General features: G+C 48.8%; 15 protein-coding genes. 5 read left to right on the forward strand and 10 right to left on the reverse strand.

The genetic code is table 11. The features are described 5' to 3' along the window. Positions 1 to 1023 (forward strand): IS110 family transposase (locus NTW12_10685; protein MCX5846801.1); only part of this gene is annotated, 1023 nt, incomplete at its 5' end. 375 nt (positions 1024 to 1398) lie between these two features. Here NTW12_10685 and NTW12_10690 read toward each other — a convergent pair. The 3 genes from NTW12_10690 to NTW12_10700 all read right to left on the reverse strand — a co-directional run bounded on the left by NTW12_10690 (position 1399) and on the right by NTW12_10700 (position 3837). Next, on the reverse strand, positions 1399 to 1521 hold the full coding sequence (locus NTW12_10690; protein MCX5846802.1) for a hypothetical protein: 123 nt from the start codon (positions 1519 to 1521) through the stop codon (positions 1399 to 1401). A gap of 69 nt (positions 1522 to 1590) precedes the next feature. Then, entirely contained in the window at positions 1591 to 2148 is a 558-nt protein-coding gene (locus NTW12_10695; GenBank protein MCX5846803.1) for a hypothetical protein, read from the reverse strand. Between the two features lie 183 nt (positions 2149 to 2331). Next, complete coding sequence (locus NTW12_10700; GenBank protein MCX5846804.1) at positions 2332 to 3837, reverse strand: caspase family protein; 1506 nt, start codon at positions 3835 to 3837, stop codon at positions 2332 to 2334. A gap of 855 nt (positions 3838 to 4692) precedes the next feature. Here NTW12_10700 and NTW12_10705 point away from each other — a divergent pair. Beyond that, positions 4693 to 5715, forward strand: a complete 1023-nt coding sequence (locus NTW12_10705) for a hypothetical protein (protein ID MCX5846805.1) — start codon at positions 4693 to 4695, stop codon at positions 5713 to 5715. Positions 5716 to 5726: 11 nt separating this feature from the next. On the opposite strand, the gene NTW12_10710 is transcribed toward NTW12_10705, so the two are convergent. The 6 genes from NTW12_10710 to NTW12_10735 all read right to left on the reverse strand — a co-directional run bounded on the left by NTW12_10710 (position 5727) and on the right by NTW12_10735 (position 14638). Next, positions 5727 to 6365 (reverse strand): DJ-1/PfpI family protein, encoded by a 639-nt coding sequence (locus tag NTW12_10710; protein ID MCX5846806.1) that lies wholly within the window; start codon positions 6363 to 6365, stop codon positions 5727 to 5729. 40 nt (positions 6366 to 6405) lie between these two features. Beyond that, positions 6406 to 8676 (reverse strand): carbamoyltransferase HypF, encoded by a 2271-nt coding sequence (gene hypF, locus NTW12_10715; protein MCX5846807.1) that lies wholly within the window; start codon positions 8674 to 8676, stop codon positions 6406 to 6408. A gap of 220 nt (positions 8677 to 8896) precedes the next feature. After that, on the reverse strand, positions 8897 to 9994 hold the full coding sequence (gene hypD, locus NTW12_10720) for a hydrogenase formation protein HypD (protein MCX5846808.1): 1098 nt from the start codon (positions 9992 to 9994) through the stop codon (positions 8897 to 8899). A 96-nt stretch (positions 9995 to 10090) separates the two neighbouring features. Beyond that, positions 10091 to 11266: a GAF domain-containing protein gene (locus tag NTW12_10725; protein ID MCX5846809.1), complete on the reverse strand. Its 1176-nt coding sequence runs from the start codon at positions 11264 to 11266 to the stop codon at positions 10091 to 10093. Between the two features lie 56 nt (positions 11267 to 11322). Beyond that, positions 11323 to 11976 (reverse strand): molecular chaperone Tir, encoded by a 654-nt coding sequence (locus tag NTW12_10730; protein ID MCX5846810.1) that lies wholly within the window; start codon positions 11974 to 11976, stop codon positions 11323 to 11325. Beyond that, positions 11939 to 14638 (reverse strand): hypothetical protein, encoded by a 2700-nt coding sequence (locus NTW12_10735; GenBank protein MCX5846811.1) that lies wholly within the window; start codon positions 14636 to 14638, stop codon positions 11939 to 11941. The genes NTW12_10730 and NTW12_10735 overlap by 38 nt, the downstream gene beginning before the upstream one ends. 476 nt (positions 14639 to 15114) lie before the next feature. Between NTW12_10735 and ubiE the strand changes: the two genes are divergently transcribed. The 3 genes from ubiE to NTW12_10750 all read left to right on the forward strand — a co-directional run bounded on the left by ubiE (position 15115) and on the right by NTW12_10750 (position 16596). After that, on the forward strand, positions 15115 to 15810 hold the full coding sequence (gene ubiE, locus NTW12_10740; protein ID MCX5846812.1) for a bifunctional demethylmenaquinone methyltransferase/2-methoxy-6-polyprenyl-1,4-benzoquinol methylase UbiE: 696 nt from the start codon (positions 15115 to 15117) through the stop codon (positions 15808 to 15810). Positions 15811 to 16015: 205 nt separating this feature from the next. After that, complete coding sequence (locus tag NTW12_10745) at positions 16016 to 16285, forward strand: type II toxin-antitoxin system Phd/YefM family antitoxin (GenBank protein MCX5846813.1); 270 nt, start codon at positions 16016 to 16018, stop codon at positions 16283 to 16285. Positions 16286 to 16293: 8 nt separating this feature from the next. Continuing rightward, entirely contained in the window at positions 16294 to 16596 is a 303-nt protein-coding gene (locus NTW12_10750; GenBank protein ID MCX5846814.1) for a type II toxin-antitoxin system RelE/ParE family toxin, read from the forward strand. A gap of 33 nt (positions 16597 to 16629) precedes the next feature. On the opposite strand, the gene lon is transcribed toward NTW12_10750, so the two are convergent. Continuing rightward, a partial coding sequence (lon, locus tag NTW12_10755) for an endopeptidase La (protein MCX5846815.1) occupies positions 16630 to 17971 on the reverse strand: 1342 nt, incomplete at its 5' end.

A 17971-nucleotide genomic window follows, 5' to 3' on the forward strand; every position in this document is an offset into this window, starting at 1 on the left:
AACACCATTTACTACATTGGGATGGACATTCACAAGAAAACAATTTCTTACTGCGTCAAGAAGATTGACGGGACTATGGTTCAACAAGGGAAAATTGCGGCCGAGCGGAAGGCCCTGCATGAATGGATGGCCGGATTGCCCGGACCTTGGTGCGGCGCCATGGAGGCAACCATTTTCACCGGCTGGGTCTATGATTTTCTGAAACCCCATGCGGTGGATTTGAAGGTGGCCCATCCCGAGATGCTCAAGGCCATTACGGCGGCGAAGAAGAAAAATGACCGGGCTGATGCGGAGAAGATAGCGGACCTGTTGCGCGTCAATCTATTGCCCGAATGCTATATGCTTTCTGAAGAATTGCGGGAATTGCGCAGGATTTTACGATACCGCAACATGATCGTGCGGACTGCCGTCAGGATGAAGAACAAGATGTCTGGCCTGTTGATGGAGACCGGTGCGATATACAGCAAGAGGAGACTTCATGGCAGGAAATACTTCGGTGATTTACTGGAGCGGGTTGAGGACGTTCCTGCATCGGTGAAGGACCTGCTGAAGTTAAGCCGCAATAGCCTGGAGATGTTTGAGGCCGTTCAGAAGAAGCTGGTCAAGACGCTACGGGAAGACAAACTGATCCGCGACCGGGTGCAGAGGCTGATGAGCATCAAAGGTGTCGGAGAGGTCATGGCCCTGACCTGGGTACTGGAGATAGGGGAGCCTTCCCGATTCCATTCAGCGCGCCAGGCAATCAGCTACTGTGGTTTATGCAGCGCCCAGAGGGAATCGGCAGGCAAGGAACAGCGTGGTCCCATATCCAAGAAGAGGAATAAACATTTGCAGACCGTACTGATCGAGGCAGCCAAGCTGGCGCCTCGTTGGAATCCTCAATTGGCAGCGCTTCATGAGAAGGACGTGGCTCGTGGCAACAGTAATCAGGCTACAATATCTGTAGCGCGCAAACTGGTGGAATATATGCTCGCAGTGGAACGACAACAAAAAGATTTCGTGCCGTCGGACTTGGCGGCCTGAAAGGAGTATACATAACCTTTTTTACCGAATGATCTTCCCGCCTGTCCTCGCTGAATCAGGGACTGTGCAAGCACTCATGGCGCTTTGCACCTATGTGGCTGTTTCGAGGCTGTCGGGTTGGCCCAAACTCAATCTTCGGCAAAGGTCAATTTGCAAGAGGTTATCCGGCAACTCATGAATGAACGGTTATTTTAAATGTGGTTATTTATCCCTCATCGGCGCGCCTCCGACGAGCTCGATTTGACGGCCCATTCTCGGCGCGAATATCGTTCTGGGCCGGTTCATGGAGACCAATTAGTCGGATACCAGAATGCCCCTGTGGCATTTGAGATCTGATACCGTAAATGGATGTCTGGTCGCCTGATCACCTGTTCGTCAGGCTGACCCATTGGAAAGAACAAAAAGATTGGACGGCGGAAAGGGCGTTACAAAAAGCCACCGGCGGCATCCGGAAAGCTCAAGGGAAATCTCCGTTTTCCTCTTGACATTTCTTATCATGGATGTCCCTTATTATCTTATTCTATATTTTTACTTTTTGAACTATAATTAGCATTCAGGTATTGTGAATTAATAAATAGTTGATATTTTGTAGCGTTTTTTACCAACCATAGCTATATATTCCAGACAAAAATACTTTGGACAACTAACATTCTTACGCCATATGGGAGGTTTAAACGATAATATATCTTTACCGGGCTTAGAATCTAAAGCAATGGCTGTTTCTGTTTTATCGTTTGTATGCAGTATTATTTGTCTTTGATTTAGCTTGCCAGATCCATCTGAAAAATTAAGTTCATATGCTGATTCAGCAAGATCTCTTGTTGAAGTACTTGCTACTTTAAAAAGTTTTGTACATTTCAGTAAACGTGCATTAGACAAATATACTGTTGAGCCTGTTTGATTAGAGAACTTGAGCCATAACGCTGGATACTCAGTTCCATTGATAGTTATGATTCCATCTGTAGGAGATACTTCTAAGTTTGGAATATTTTGAAGTTTTCTCATATTCCACAGAAACAATACTAAAGGCCATCCAATACCGGTGAATATTAGTATAAACCAATTTGGAATATCGTGTTCTTTGACAAATAATAAAAATTTTTTGATTTGCTCTATATCGCACATATCTACTCAATTATTTACCAGACGTAACTTTCACTATCATGATTTACAAAGGAAATCTAATATAAAAGGAAAATCAAGGTGATGAGCCTTTTCAAGGAAGAAGCAATGACTTATCATGCCACGGGACCGGGCACCTCACTACCGTACCGTCCTGTACCCGATAAAGGAAAATGACCAATTAACCTATTTGCCAGAACGTACCGGGAGAGCCCGGTAGGCGTCGTCGCCGAGCGAATGGTAATACCAGTGCCGTACGCCAAAGCCGAAATAGAAGTATGCGGCTTTGGATCCGCGGGTTTCCGAGGCCCATATCCAACGGGTTATTTTTATTTTATCTTTATGGGCACCACTTTCATACAACCCCTCCAACTCATCCTGCGTCGGCATCCGCCAGTCCGTAAAGCCGCCGCCGCGGTAGTTCTCGCAGTATAACTTGGCGTTCGCCCAGTTTATATCAGACCCGTTGTCCTTCGACGCCCACATGAGATTTGTCTGCGTGTCCAAGACAGTCTCGTTGTCATAGGCGATAAATCTACCGACTTTGACGGTTATCCTTGCTGGTGTGGAATCTACAGTCGCTGACTGTGTGTGTGAGCGCTCTTTATCCTGCCTTAGCCTTTCCTTCTCCTCTTCAAGACGTCTCGCCTCCTCGGCGATTCTGGCCTTCTCTTCCTGCTGTTCCTTTAATGCGTCCAGCCGGGCCTTCTCCGCGTCCAGCTTTTTTCTTTCCACCGCCAGTCTTTGCTTTTCCGAATCGATCTTCTTACCTTCCACAGCAATTGCATCGTATGCACGGGAATCGGCAACGTCCGTGCTGTTGCTATTTCCTGTCACAAACACAAATTCCCCCTCGCCGTCAATGTTGCCATACTGGGGGGTCTGGCTGTTTCCGGCCTCTCGCGACACCTTTGGCTTTACGTAAGAGGCAAGGTCTGAAAAGGTGATGTAGCCTTTTTCATCGCGATCCGCCTGACCGTCCAAGGCTTCCAGAACATACTTGGTGAAGAGGCCGTGGGCACCTTCTTCCTTCGTCTGCTCCCCCTTGCTACCCGCGGTCAACATCTGGTGTGCTTTGCGCGTTGTAATCTTGCGTAGGTAATCTCGCTCGCCGGGAGGAATTGCGCCGGAGCGGCTGAGCCCCAGACCGGAATAACAGGAGTCAATCAGGTAAAGGACGTGCTTGGCTTTGAGACGCTTGGAAAAGATGCGCACCTGATCCATGGAGATGGCCGTGGAAAAAATGTCCCGCAAGTCAGCGTCCACGGGTATGATATACCCCATCTGGGTTCCATCCGGCATTTCCTCCGTCTGGCCATGTCCGGCGAAGAAGATCACCACCCTGTCATTCTTCTCTGCCTTGCGGGGAAGTTCATCGCCGAGGAGCTTAAGGATATTGGCTTTTGTGGCGTTGTGGTCAATCAGTGTCTTCGTCTCGAAACCAAGGTCTTTGAGCCTTTTTTCTATAGCCTTTGCGTCGTTGACGGCGTACTCAAGAGAAGGCCATTTATCATAGCGGTTGACACCGATGATCACGGCATAGCTATTGTCATAGAGTTCGCTGAAAGAGGGAGGCGCCTTGGGCGCGATCTTGACGCCGCGTTTGCTCTTTGGGGCGCAGAAAGCGTTCGTTGAGATGAACAGAGCGATCAGCAGGAAGCAAAGAATGATTTTTCTTGTTTTTTCGTCCATGATCGACTCCTTGGATTTGTTAATGCTCAAGGGATTCAATGGGTTCCTATTTGCTGGCAAGTATAAGTGGACAGTCCCAGTATGTCAATGAAAAATGAACAACAAAGTATTTATTATCACTTGTTATCGTGAATGTTTTGTAACGACGAGGGTATACGTAGGAAGTTATGCTGAGTAAAAGTTTCAACCGAAACACATGGTAAAATATCATAATATTTTTGGACAATCAGTATTATCTTAAAATGGAAGATTGACGAACCCGTAAAAAGTCGTCATTCCGGCGAAAGCCGGAATCCAGATTTATGTAAATATTCGAAAGAACTGGATTCCGGATCAAGTCCCGAATGACAAAGTAGGGATTTTCGGACTTTTTACGAAGGCGTCAAGATTAGACAACTCGATTAAATTCCCTGCCCCTACCTCAATACTCTGTTCTGGTGAAGCAAATGCCCATAATGTGATATCTTTTCTGTCATCTCTCATCCGGTGGAAAAACATGGTTGCTCTGTAGCACCGTGCAAGGAAAGGATTATAGTAATATCAGTGTGCAAAAAAAGATGAAAAATAATTAAAAAAGAGCTTGATTTCTTCAATAATATTAGGTATAAGGAAATCAATATACAATATAAATGTGAGGATATAATAAAAAGGCAGCCCAACAGGTCATATTACTAACTTCTGTACCACAGAATTAACCTTTCTGTGGAGCTGTTAGGGCATACCGCATTTGCACTGTCAACTTCCGGGAGCAAAGACCATATACCGATTTAAACGGGGTTTCGGTCTGACTTCTAAAAAATACGAAGGTCATCAATAACTGCTCCAGGCGAGCCTTCAAGAAGGAGGTAGTGCAATATGTATTGTAAAAAAAGTCGCACCGACCTACCGGTATTATTGCTTCATAACATCGATCACGCATGGGATCCCGCCGATAGAAATCTGGCTTTCCAGGAAGCTGCAAAACTTGAGTCAGTCCTCCAAACTCAGGGGCATCCAGTCGCCAATGTACCTGTTTACGATGCTAATCTTAGCGCACTCTTAAGTTGTTATAATCCTGATCGACATGTCGTCTTCAACTGGTGTGAAGATATTCCCGGTGTGCCGCACAGCGAGGCACTCGCTGCCAGGATGCTGGAGGAATTAAATTTTACCTATAGCGGCTCAACGCCCGAGGTGTTACATTCCTGCTGGGATAAGCAATGGGTCAAACAACTGCTGGAAAAATCCGGTGTGCCGACGCCCCGCTGGCGTATTTATGATTCTCTCGATATCGATGATTGGCATTGTTTTCCGGCCATTGTGAAGCCTGCACGGGAGCACTGCAGTTATGGACTGACGAGTGACGCCGTCGTTATGTCACCCGCCGAACTGAAAGAACGGATTGTTTATATACTTGACGTGTTCCGTCAACCTGCGCTTGTTGAGGATTTCATTGATGGACGCGAATTTCATATTTCTTTGTGGGGTAACGGTATCATTGAGATGTTGCCGCCTGCCGAAATGGATTTTGCCGCCTTCGACAATGTACGCGATCGTCTTTGCACGTACGATTCCAAGTTCAATCCCGGCTCATCTCATTATGAGAAAATCGGCCTGCAATTGCCCGCCTCTTTACATGAGGCCGAGTACGAACAGTTAAAGCGAACCAGTATCCTCGCATACAAAACTATAGGTTGCCGTGACTATGCCCGGCTTGACATCAGGCTCCGGGACGGTATTTTTTACATCCTGGATATTAATCCCAATTCCGACATCAGTGCCGACGCCAGTACGGCGTGCGCTGCCGAAGTTGCAGGCTACCCATATGGAGAGATGATCAGCCATATCGTCAATCTTGCCGCCCGGCGTCATCCCGTCTTTGGTAAACACGCACTATGAAGGAGAAGACCTTATAGATGTAAGGTTGTATCCTTCATATACTGCGGCGCCTCCTCAAGCAAATGAAACCCGCCATATGACTTACCGGAAGGGTAATATTCCGCACCGAATTGAACTTTGCCTGCCGTTTCTTCGCCTGCGATGCTTTCGATGAATGCTAAGATCAAATCGATGCCGGCGGAAATACCTGCAGAGGTCCAAATCTTTCCATCCCGCACAATCCGAGCCTCAACAACTTCCACGTCACCCAGCTCACGCATCCGCTGAAGAGATGCCCAATGGGTGGTGGCGCGGCGGCCTGAGAGAAGGCCTGCGCGGTGAAGAATGTAAGAGCCCGTACAGACGGAAAGCACTGCCTTACAATTTTGCGCCTTCTCGCCGACGAATTGAATCAGGACCTGATTATCCACCTCTTTGCGGGTGCCTTCGCCGCCTGGCACCAGAAGATAATCCAATGGCGGACACTCCGGGAAGGTTACGTGGGGATTAATCGACATGCCCTTCGCACAAAGCACGGGTCCCGGCTTTTCTGCAACCATCAAGCATTTCTCGGGCCCCTGAACAAATTTGCTCCAGAGTGAAACCATTTCCCAAGGCCCGACCAGGTCAAGCTCTTCCAATCCCGGAAAAACCAAAAATCCAAAATTCATATCATACCTTCTCCCTTTGGCACGCAATGCCCTAAACAAATTACACCATTACCTGCGCCCCTGCACAGACGGCCTGTCCGAGAGAGATGCAGCCGTCATTGGTGGGGACTACGCTGTGAAAGAAAACATCAAAGCCTGCCTTCTCAAGTTCCGCAATCGTACCTTCAGTGAGGATACGGTTCTGGAAACATCCCCCGCTGAGGACAACCCGCTTCAGTCCTGTTCTCTCCCGAATTGTTTCAGCCATCCTGCAAAACGCCGCCTGCAGGGAACGGTGGAAGGAAAAGGCAATCTCCTCCCTGCTCCTGCCCGCCATGAGTTCATTAACAATTTCACGGATCATGGGTGAAAAATCAAGATGAATAACATCACCTGTCTTACCAATATCAAATGGCAGAAGGGTATCAGTCTCACTTGTTGCCAAGGCTTCGAGTTCCATTGCGGCCTGTCCTTCAAAGGTCACCTTTTGACGGGATCCCACAATGGCGGCGACACCATCGAAGAGCCTCCCCAGACTCGACGTCAGTGGGGAATTAAACTTCTGGGTCATTATCCTGTCCATCGTTTCATAATAGCTTTTCTGGGGAACGATGTGTAATTTTTCTGCTACGCTTGGCCACTCTTTGCCGTACGCTTCCTTGAGGAGACTTACGGCAATGCGCCAGGGCTCACGGATGGCCTTCTCTCCGCCGGGAAGGAGGTACGTCTTGATATGACCGATGCGTGTGAAGGTCGCTTCATCGGCAACGAGGAATTCCCCTCCCCACACTGTGCCGTCCGGGCCGTATCCGGTCCCGTCCATGGCAATACCGATAACCTCTCCCTCGATGTCGTTTTCCGCCATGCAGCTTACGATGTGGGCATGATGGTGCTGGACACGGATGAGCCTGGAAGCGGGAAGTCCCTCGGCAAAGATTGTGGTGTAATAAGCCGGGTGGAGATCACAGGCGATAACGTCCGGCTTACACTTCGCAATTGTCTGCATGAGAGTGAGACTCTCCCGGTAAAAATCCCTGGCCTCCGGCGTTTCCATGTCCCCGATGTGGGGGCTCAGGAAAGCGAGGGTTCCTTTCAGAATGCAAAGTGTCGTCTTCATTTGGGGACCCAGGGCAAGGATTTCGGGATAAGACTTTTTCAGGGTGATAGGCTTCGGAACAAATCCTCTTGACCGCCGGATCATCCTTTTTTTTCCTGCCGATACGGAAGCTATGGAATCATCACACCGCACAAGGATATCCCTGTCATGAATGAGAAAGAAATCCGCTATGCCGTTTAAACGCTTTATTGCCTCCCTGTTTGCAATACAAATGGGCTCGTCCACCTGGTTTGCACTCGTCATGATGAGGGCCTGGAAATGCTTCTCCAAAAGCATGTGATGCAAAGGGGTGTAGGGGAGCATGATCCCCAGATCGGACACCCCCGGGGCAACGGCGGGGGATAGAGCATTTCCTTCTCTTTTCCTGGCGAGAACTATCGGTCTCTGGGGAGAGAGGAGAAGCGCCTCTTCCTCTTTCCCGATCCGGGAAATACGGGAGGCTGCATTGATGTCCTTTACCATGACGGCCAGAGGCTTTTCCTCCCTGAACTTCCGTGATCGCAACCTCTTTAAGGCGTCGTCGTTGGCCGCGTCCACGGCAAGATGAAAACCTCCCAGACCTTTTATGGCAACTACATACCCTTCAAGAAGCAATTCAATGGTCCTCTTGAGGGGATCCTGGTCAGGCAGTGTGTTTCCCGCTTCATCAAGGAGTTTCAGCGATGGCCCGCAGACAGGGCAGGCATTCGGTTCCGCGTGAAAACGGCGGTCTGCCGGTTTTTCATATTCCTCCCGGCATAGGGAGCACATGGGAAAACAGGACATGGAGGTGTTGATCCGGTCGTAGGGGATATCCTTGATAATGGTCAGTCTTGGGCCGCAATTTGTGCAGTTGATGAAAGGATACCGGAATCTTCGATCTTGGGGATCAAAAAGCTCCGTGAAACATTCTCCGCACGTAGCGATATCCGGTGTAATGAGGACTTTCCCCGGTCCATCGGCTTCGCTTTCAACGATCCGGAATACCGTATCGTTTCTAATTTCCACCTCTTCGCAGGAAATTTTAGAAACATCGGCAAGAGGAGGGAGTTCTTCGTTAACGCCTGATATAAAGGAAGTGATGGACTCTGCGGGACCTTCTACCTCGACGACGACCCCATCCGGGCGGTTCTGAACAAAACCCGATAGCGAGTGTCTTATTGCGATACGATAGATAAAGGGACGAAAGCCCACCCCCTGGACAACTCCGGAGAAATGGCAGCGTACCCTCTTCATTACGTCACTTTTTATGTTTCATACCCCCCTAATTATAAATAGATCCGCCCCCATTTAGTTGAAAAAAGATTCCAGGATTCAAGGATTCAAGTGATCGAGGATTTTTTCTAAGCATTTCACTCGAACCCTCAAATCCTTAACCCCTTGACTCCTAAAAATGACAGCAACTTTTTCAGATATGAATCGCATAAATACACTTTCTCTGAGGGGAAAAAAGGTTTCATGAATCAAGATGGTGCTTATAATAAGCCGCACAGGTACCCTCTGAAGAGACCATGCAGGGGCCTATGGGATTGGCAGGGGTGCACGTCTTTCTGAACAAGGGACACTGGTCGGGAAGTCTGATCCCCTTAAGGATTTCCCCACACCCGCAACCCTTGATTTCTTCTGAGTGGATCGGGGGAATATCGAATTTCTCAAGTGCATCAAATACCTTATATTCATCCCTCAGGGTAAGACCGCTCGCAGGTATTTTACCGAGCCCCCTCCATTCTGCATTTCCTGTCCGGAAGACCTTATACATAACTTCACGCGCACGGGGATTCCCCTCCGGCTTAACTCCCCTTACGTACTGTATGGCAACCTCTTTTCTTCCATCTGCGATCTGGCCGAGGATCATCAGAATTCCCTCTAGTATATCAACAGGTTCAAAACCTGTTATTACGGCAGCCCTTCCTGCTTCCGGGATTATGGCATATGGATCGGCGCCGATGATGGTACTTACATGTCCCGGACAGATGAAACCGTCAATATTAAGAGAGGGGTCCTCGATGAGGGCCTTGACGGCAGGAGGCACAATCTTATGCACAGAGAAAACGGAGAAGTTTTTAATCTCCTTTTCCCGGCACAGATCGATGACCGAGGCTACCGTGGGAGCGGTTGTTTCAAAACCGATTCCCATCATGATCACTTCCTTTGCCCTGCTTCCTTCCGCAAGATCGATACAATCGGCGGCTGATGACACCACCCGGACGTCCGCTCCCGCCGCCCTCGATTTTTGCAGGCTTGCGCCGTTTGTACCCGGCACCCTGAGCATATCACCGAAAGTGGCGAAGATCGCACTCTTCAATCCGGCCAGATAGAGGGCCTTATCGACATCATGGATTGACGTGACGCAGACCGGGCAGCCGGGTCCCGAAACGAGCCTGATATTGGCCGGTAACAGTTTCTTGATCCCGAAGCGGCCGATTACATGGGTATGAGTTCCGCAGATCTCCATTAATGTTATACTTTTATCTATTTTCACTGCACGTTTTTCTATGGCGGTTATAAGGCCGCTGACAAGTGACCGGTCTCTGTATTCATCAATATATTTCATTTCACGCTCTCATCTAAATTAGTTCTTTTAAAGGCACCTCTGATTTGAACAGAAACATCTCATGGGAATCAGGTGAGGCTTAACCATAACTCTTTTTTAATCGCCCTTGATATCCAGATATCCCAGGGATGTCTTCCAGAAGGACAGGTCATACTTCGTTTTTTCGTACATCCTGGCATTTATGATCGCAACTCCGGCCATTTCTGCTAACGCGGAGAGAAAGGCCACTTCATCACGGGAGTACTGTCTCATCTCATGGGAGTAGAGCCGCACAATTCCGATCACACGCTTCGTTGCGATGATCGGAAGCGATAGTATGGAAACGATTCCCTCCTGGGCTTTTTCAGGTAGGTACTCGATCCGCGGATCGGTTGTCGCATCACGGATCAAGACAGGGGCGCCTTCCAACGTCTCGCGGATACTTTTGTCCATATGGATCGGACCCTTTTTCAGGTAACGCTCACTCAGCCCCCTCGATGCGATCAATTCAAGTTCCCGCGTTGTCTCGTTAACGAGGCGGAGCGAGCAGGCATTCACTTTCATGATCGCAACGACCTTTTCGATCACCAGGTCTATCACCTGTCGGGAGTCCAGGGTGGATAGGATAACCCCTGTGATTTCATGGAGCACCCTGAAATATTCCAGGTTCTTGGATGGATCGATCGGTTTTACGTCAAATGACTTAAATCTTTGCTTCAGCCTTTTGGGCTCCTCCGGGAGTTCAATACCGACTTTATTAAAAAGGGAAGACAGCTTGATGCCTTCGTCTTCATAGATTTTTGCATTAGCAATGGCCAAGCCGCCCATTTCGCCCAGGGCGGAGACAAACTCAATCTCCTCGTCGCTGAAGTCCCGGGGCTCCCCTGAATAAAGCCTGAGAACTCCGATGACCTTATCTTTGGCGACTACCGGAACGGAGAGAACGGTATCGATACCCTCTTCCTTCTTTGCGGTCTTATACTGAATTCTTGGATCATTGAAAGCGTTCTTGATAACCACAACCTTTCCCTCCAGTACTTCCGGGATGCTTTGGTCGGAACTCAATGGCCCTTTATTCAGATACTTTTTACTAAGTTTTTGTGAGGCCACCAATTCCAGGCGGTTAGTCTTTTCATTTACGAGTCTCAGGCTTCCCGCCGTGGCGCCCAGCGCGCTGACCGTTTTTTTGACCAGGATTTTGAGAATATCCTTCAGCGACAGGGAGGAGAATATCGCTTGACTCACATCGAAGAAGGTTCGGAAATATTCAATAGTTTTATCTTCTTTCATCATCGGACTTCTCCTGAGAGGATGTTGCGCAAAACCTTGCTTAGTTTTTCGATACACACCTATCTTGCGTCTTTCTTGAAGATGAACTTAAATTTATCGCCAATCCATTCGCCTTCATGTCTCGAACCTTCCGGGAGGGTTAATATTCCCTTGCCATGATACTTATCTTCCTTCCACTCCCCTTCATACTTGGAACCGTCCGAGAATGTCAAAATCCCCTTCCCGTGGAACATATCGTTTTCCCATGCACCTTCATATTTTTTACCGTCCGGGAGGTTTAAAATCCCCTTCCCGCTTTTGCTGCCATCCTTCCATTGTCCGGTATATTTACTTCCATCCGGCAGGCTTGATGTCCCCTTTCCCTCGATATTCCCTTCCTTCCACTCTCCTTCATATCGACTGTTATCAAAAAGGGCCATTATCCCCTGGCCAAAGGGAAGATCGTTTTCCCAGTCACCCGTATAATTACTCCCATCAGGCCATGTGAAGGTTCCTTTTCCGTGAAAACGACCTTCTTTAAACTGACAATCACACCTGCTCCCGTCGGGATGGGCATAGATTCCCTTACCGTTATAGGAGTCATCCTTCCATTCAAATTCAACTTTTCCCTTCTCGGATATTTTTTTTACCAGCTTTTTCAACTTCCTGCCCCCGTCCCAGACATGAAAAATCGCACTATCCAACAAACTTACCATTTTTGAACTGGCCGACATATTTTCTGCCGTCCTGTAACGTCATTGTCCCCTGGCCGTGAGGGAGACCATTTTCCAGTTCACCCTCGTATCTTCTCCCGTCAGTCAGAGTCAATATCCCTCGACCATGATACTTGTTATTTATAAACTCACCTTCATATCGGTCGCCCTTGGGATATGACAGAACCCCCCTGCCATTTGACAGATTATTTTTAAACTCACCAATATACTTTGTACCATCGGCCAAGACTAAAATCCCCTGACCTTCATACTTACCCTGCCTAAATTGACCTTCATATTTTTTCCCGTCTGGAAAAACTTCAACACCATGGCCTTCGTATAAATTATTTTCCCATGTGCCCGTATACTTTCGCCCGTTGGGCATGGTGAGGATTCCTTCACCTTCTCTTACATCATTTTTCCATTGACCCATGTAAACGGAACCGTCGGAGAGGGTCAAGACACCCTGACCTTTCCTCTCACCGTTTTTCCACTCACCTAAATACTGTCCACCATCAGAAAATGTCATGGTTCCCTGGCCGTGAGGAAGATCATCCTTCAGTTCACCACTATAACTTCGACCGTCAGAATACGTTATGGACCATTGTCCGCGAGAAACAGCTTTTTTCATTTCGGCAGATACGGGTCCCTGATCACCGGGAAATTTTCCTCTTCTTTTCGCTTCTGAATCTTCCGTAAGCCCGGTCGCTTCTTCCGCCGCTTCTCCTGTCGTTGCCTCTTCCGACAACAATGATTCTAATTCAGCCCTTGCCTTGACCCCTGCCTCCGCCAACCGCGCCTCTAATTCAGCTCTCGCCCTTGCTACCGCCTCCGCCTTGACTTTTGCTTGGGCCTCCGCCTTTTTTCTGGCTTCAGATTCCTCTCGTGCTTTTCTTTCAGCCTCCTCCCGTGCCTCTACTTCGGCCCTTAACTTCACTTCCGTCTCCGCCCTGACTCTCGCCTCTGCTTCCTCTTTTGCCTTCAACGCTGCCGCCAATCGGGCTGCCTCTTCCTCTTTAGCTTTAGCTTCCATTTCTACCTTGAGTCTGGCTTCTTCTTCCGCTCTAATCCTTGTTTCCGCTTCCTCCCGTGCTCTCCTTTCGGCTTCCTCTCTTGCTTTTGTCTCTTTCGCCAAGAGTGCCTCTAATTCAGCCCTCGCTTCTGCCTCTGCCTTAGCTTTCGTTTCTGCTTCCTCTTTCGCCTTTACCTCTGCCGCCAATCGGGCGGCCTCCTCCCTTGCCTTCGCCTTTGCTTCCATCTCCGCCCTGGCTTTCGCTTCTGCTTTGGCCGTCGCTTCCGCATCCGCCTTCTTTCGGGCCTCGGTTTCCTCACGTGCTCTTCTTTCAGCCTCTTGTCGTGCCGTTGCCTCTTCTGCCAATCGGGCCTCTACTTCGGCCCTCGCCTTCGCTTCCATCTCCGCTCTGGCTTTCGCTTCTTCTTTTGCCTTCATCTCTGCCGCCTTGGCCTTCGCTTCTGCTTCTTCTCTTGCCTTAACCTCCTCCCTCAATCGGGCTACTTCTTCAGCCTTGTTTTTAGCTTCTTCTTCAGCTTTTTTTCGGGCCTCCGCTTCCTCCCGTGCTCTTTTTTCAGCCTCTTGCCGTGCCTTTGCCTCTTCTGCCAGCCGTGCTTCTAATTCAGCCCTCGCTTCCGCCTCTTCCTTGGCTTTTGCTTCTGCTTCTGCCTTTGCCTTAACCTCTTCAGCTAATCGGGCGGCTTCTTTTGCCTTCATCTCTGCCGCCAATCGGGCCTCTTCTGCCGCCTTAGCTCTGGCTTCCTTCTCTGCCTTGAGCCTGGCTTCTTCTTCCGATCTGGCTCTTGCTTCGGCTTCCGCCTTGGTCTTCGCTTCTGCTTCTGCCTTTTTTCGGGCCTCCGCTTCCTCCCGTGCTCTTTTTTCAGCCTCTTGCCGTGCCTTTGCCTCTTCTGCCAGCCGTGCCTCTAATTCAGCCCTCGCTTCCGCCTCTTCCTTGGATTTTGCTTCTGCTTCTTCTCTTGCTTTTAACTCTTCTACCAATCGGGCCTCTACTTCGGCCCTTGCATTCGCCTCTGCCTCCGCCTTGGCTTTTACTTCTGCTTCTACCTTTTTCCTTGCTTCCGCTTCCTCCCATGCTTTCCTTTCAGCCTCTTGCCGTGCCTTTGCCTCTTCTGCCAGCCGTGCTTCTAATTCAGCCCTCGCTTCTGCTTCTTCTCGTGCTTTTAACTCCGCCGCCAATCGGGCTGCATCTTCAGCCTTGATCTTGGCTTCCTCTTCTGCTTTTTTTCTTTCTTCCGCTTCCTCCCTCGCTCTCTTTCCAGCCTCTTCTTTTGCCTTTGCCTCTTCTACCAACCGTGCTTCTTCAGCCTTCGCAGCCGTATCCGCCCTGACCTTCGCTTCTGTCTCTTCTTTATCAACAGATACATCTTCTATTTTACTGCCGTTCTTCCACTCACCTTCATATTTTGTTCCATCAGAACATGTATATTCTCCCTTTCCGTGAGGAAGACCATCATGCCACTCACCTTCATATCTACTGCCGTCCGGCCACGTATATGTTCCCTTTCCATAAGGGAGACTCTCCGACCATTCACCTGTGTATTGACTCCCGTCAGGCCAGGTAAAAGTCCCCTGTCCACTATACGGATCATCCCTCCATTCAACTTTGTACTGTTCTTTACCGAATGATCCCCTGACTAACCGCTGCAACATCGTTTCTTGCCTCATCCTCATGTCTGATAAGATTCTTTTAAGGGTATTAAATATAGTAGAAGTGTTCTCATGTGTCAAAAGAAAAGAATCCACAAGATGCCATGCACAGTGACAGGGAATTTAGCGAGAGGTTTGAAGAGAAATTGCCGCTGAACGGAAAAAATTTGACACCCGTCAGACAACTTTCGAACGCAAGCAAATAGATTCCTTTATTCCAAAGGGATTTTTTTGTTGCAACATCAGGTTACAAATTTGTATAAACAAAATAATACGGCATCGTAAAAAGTCCATAGACTTAGTCATGTTGAAGCTCCACGCAGCCTGTCGTGGGGAATCTTCGATCCTTACGGAAATTATTAATCGTATTCGCCGTCTATTTTCTGCACATTTTTTTAACTTAATACGAGGAAATTAAATATTCACTATGAGAAGAAAGAAAACCGATCATCCTGATTCCCCAAAATGTGAGAATATTGATGGATAAACGGCCATCAATAATAGGGAGGATGTTCGACAGGATAGCGCCCACCTATGATCGACTCAACACCATTCTCTCCTTTTCCATTGATAAAGCATGGAGAAGGGCGGCCATAAGGTTGCTGGAGATACGAGCGGGGGACACTGTTCTTGATATAGCCACCGGCACCGGGGACATGGCGATTCTTGGCATTGAACACGGAGGAAGGGTTGTAGGCATTGACCTGTCGAGGCAGATGCTCCTGCATGCCGCCTCCAAGGCACGTGTTCACCGCCTCGGCATACAGTACACTGTGGTGCAGGGTGATGCTCTCTCTATGCCTTTCCGTAATGAGACTTTCAACAGTGCAATGGTGGCATTCGGGATTAGAAACATCGAGAAGCTGGAAGTCTTCCTGGATGAGATGCACCGGATAATGAATCCGCATGGTCGTTTTTCCATACTCGAGTTTTCCATGCCGGAAAGCCTTCCATTCAGGTTACTCTATAAAATGTACCTGACGTATGTACTGCCGGTTATCGGCGGGCTTATTTCCGGAGATTTTAAGGCTTACCGCTATTTAAGGGATTCCGTGATGAGGTTTCCCCCACCAATGGTATTGGAAAGAATAATGGAAGAACGGAATTTCCGGATTGTCCAATCGATCTCACTTTTTGGCGGCATATCTCATCTCTATTTAGTGGAAAAGCGGTAATGGTTTTCAGAATCTGAGGTTATTCATCACTTTACTTGAAGATGATGGGGTAGTCCTTTTGATAGGGAGATGGAGATACTCGATCTATCACCTCCATGCCCGTTAAAGGGAAAATTATTAAGCGTGACACTATTTTCTACAGTTTTTCATCTTGATTTTTATTACGCTAAGAAGTAGTCTCAAAATCGTTCAGGAGGTAATAATAATGACCAAGATTCCCAATATTATACCGATTACCGATCTTCGCCAGGATGCGTCTGCTGTATTGAAAAGGGTAAAATCCTCACGGAAACCCCTCATTATTACGCAGAGAGGAAGGGCGGCTGCGGTCGTAGTGAGCATGGAAGCCTATGAGAAGACGCAAAAGGAAATGGAAATTTTACGACTTCTCGCCAGAGGCGAAAGAGAAATCGAAGCAGGCAAGGGCCATGATCTTATTGAAATCCTTGCTGAAGCAGATGTCTTGTTGAAATAGGAGGATCATTGAAGGTTCTCTTCACACCTTCCGGACGGGCCCTGTTCCTTTCAGCTATTGCTTATATCCGTCATGAAAACCCCTTAGCGGCGGCTGCATTCCGAAAAAAAGCAGAAAAGTCCTTGTTACAACTGAAAAGGTTTCCGGAATCCGGCAGGGTATTACCGGAATTTCCTGACCTGCCCTTTCGAGAAGTGGTAGTAACGCCGTACCGTTTTTTCTACCGCATAAAAGTTAAAACCGTATGGATAGTTGCCGTCTGGCACGACGATCAACTTCCGGGGAAACCAATCGAAGAAGAAGTAGCCTGACGGAATAAAGGGGCTGACCCTGGTTACCCGCCATCATTTCTCGAGGGCAATCTTCAAAACTTCAAGCATTTCGTCGACAAAATAAAAATGAATGTCCTTCTGGACCTTCTGTGGGATGTCTACGAGATCCTTTTTGTTCCATCTGGGCAGGATAATCGTTTTAATTCCGGCGCGGTGGGCCGCCAAAACCTTTTCTTTAATACCCCCGACAGGAAGCACGAGCCCCCGCAGGGTAATTTCCCCTGTCATGGCGAGGGCTTCCTTAACGGTCCTGTTGGTCAAGAGAGACACCAGGGCAGTCAGCATGGTGACACCCGCCGACGGTCCATCCTTCGGAATAGCGCCGGCAGGTATATGGATGTGAATATCAGTCTCTTCAAAAAAATCTATAGCGATACCCAGATCGCCTGCATTGGCGCGAATGAAACTTAGGGCTGCCGTAGCCGATTCCTTCATGACGTCACCGAGCTGACCCGTTAACGTCAGCCCTTTTTTCCCTTTCATGGCTGTCGCTTCGATAAAGAGAATATCGCCGCCTGCCGGCGTCCATGCAAGGCCTGTCGCTACACCCGGTTTGGATGTCCTTGCACTGACTTCAGAGATTATGCGGACGGGGCCCAGATACTTGTGCACATCCTTGACCGTGATGGACGCATTTTTCACTTTCCCCTCGGCCACCGCGCTCGCCACACCCCGGCATATCGTTCCAATTTCCCGTTCGAGATTTCTTAAGCCGGCCTCCCGCGTATATCCTGATATAATAAGATTTATGGATCCTTTCGTAAAGGTAATCTGCTCCGGAGAAAGCCCGTTGGCGGTTATCTGTCTCGGGATAAGATACCGTTCGGCAATTTTAGCCTTTTCGTCCTGCGTGTAACCGGGAAGTTCGATAACTTCCATCCTGTCCCGGAGAGCGGGGGGGATCGTATCCAGGATGTTCGCAGTGGTTATGAACATTACATGGGACAGATCAAAGGGAACGTCCAGGTAGTGATCCATAAAGGAATAATTCTGTTCAGGATCAAGCACTTCAAGGAGTGCGGAAGACGGATCTCCCCGGAAATCGCTGCCGACCTTGTCTATTTCGTCCAGGACAAACACAGGGTTATTTGATTCTGCCCGCTTGATACCCTGAATGATGCGCCCCGGAAGCGCTCCCACATAAGTGCGGCGGTGTCCGCGGATCTCCGCCTCGTCCCGCACACCCCCCAGGGCGATACGCACAAATTTACGGCCCAGGGCGTGCGCTATGGAAAGGGCCAGTGAGGTCTTGCCGGTGCCGGGAGGTCCTGCAAAGCACAGGATCGGCCCTTTTGAGTCAGGCTTCAGTTTTCGTACGGCAAGATATTCTATAATACGCTTCTTTGCCTTATCC

It is taken from the genome of Deltaproteobacteria bacterium, from assembly GCA_026388545.1.
GTDB lineage: Bacteria > Desulfobacterota > Syntrophia > Syntrophales > UBA2185 > JAPLJS01.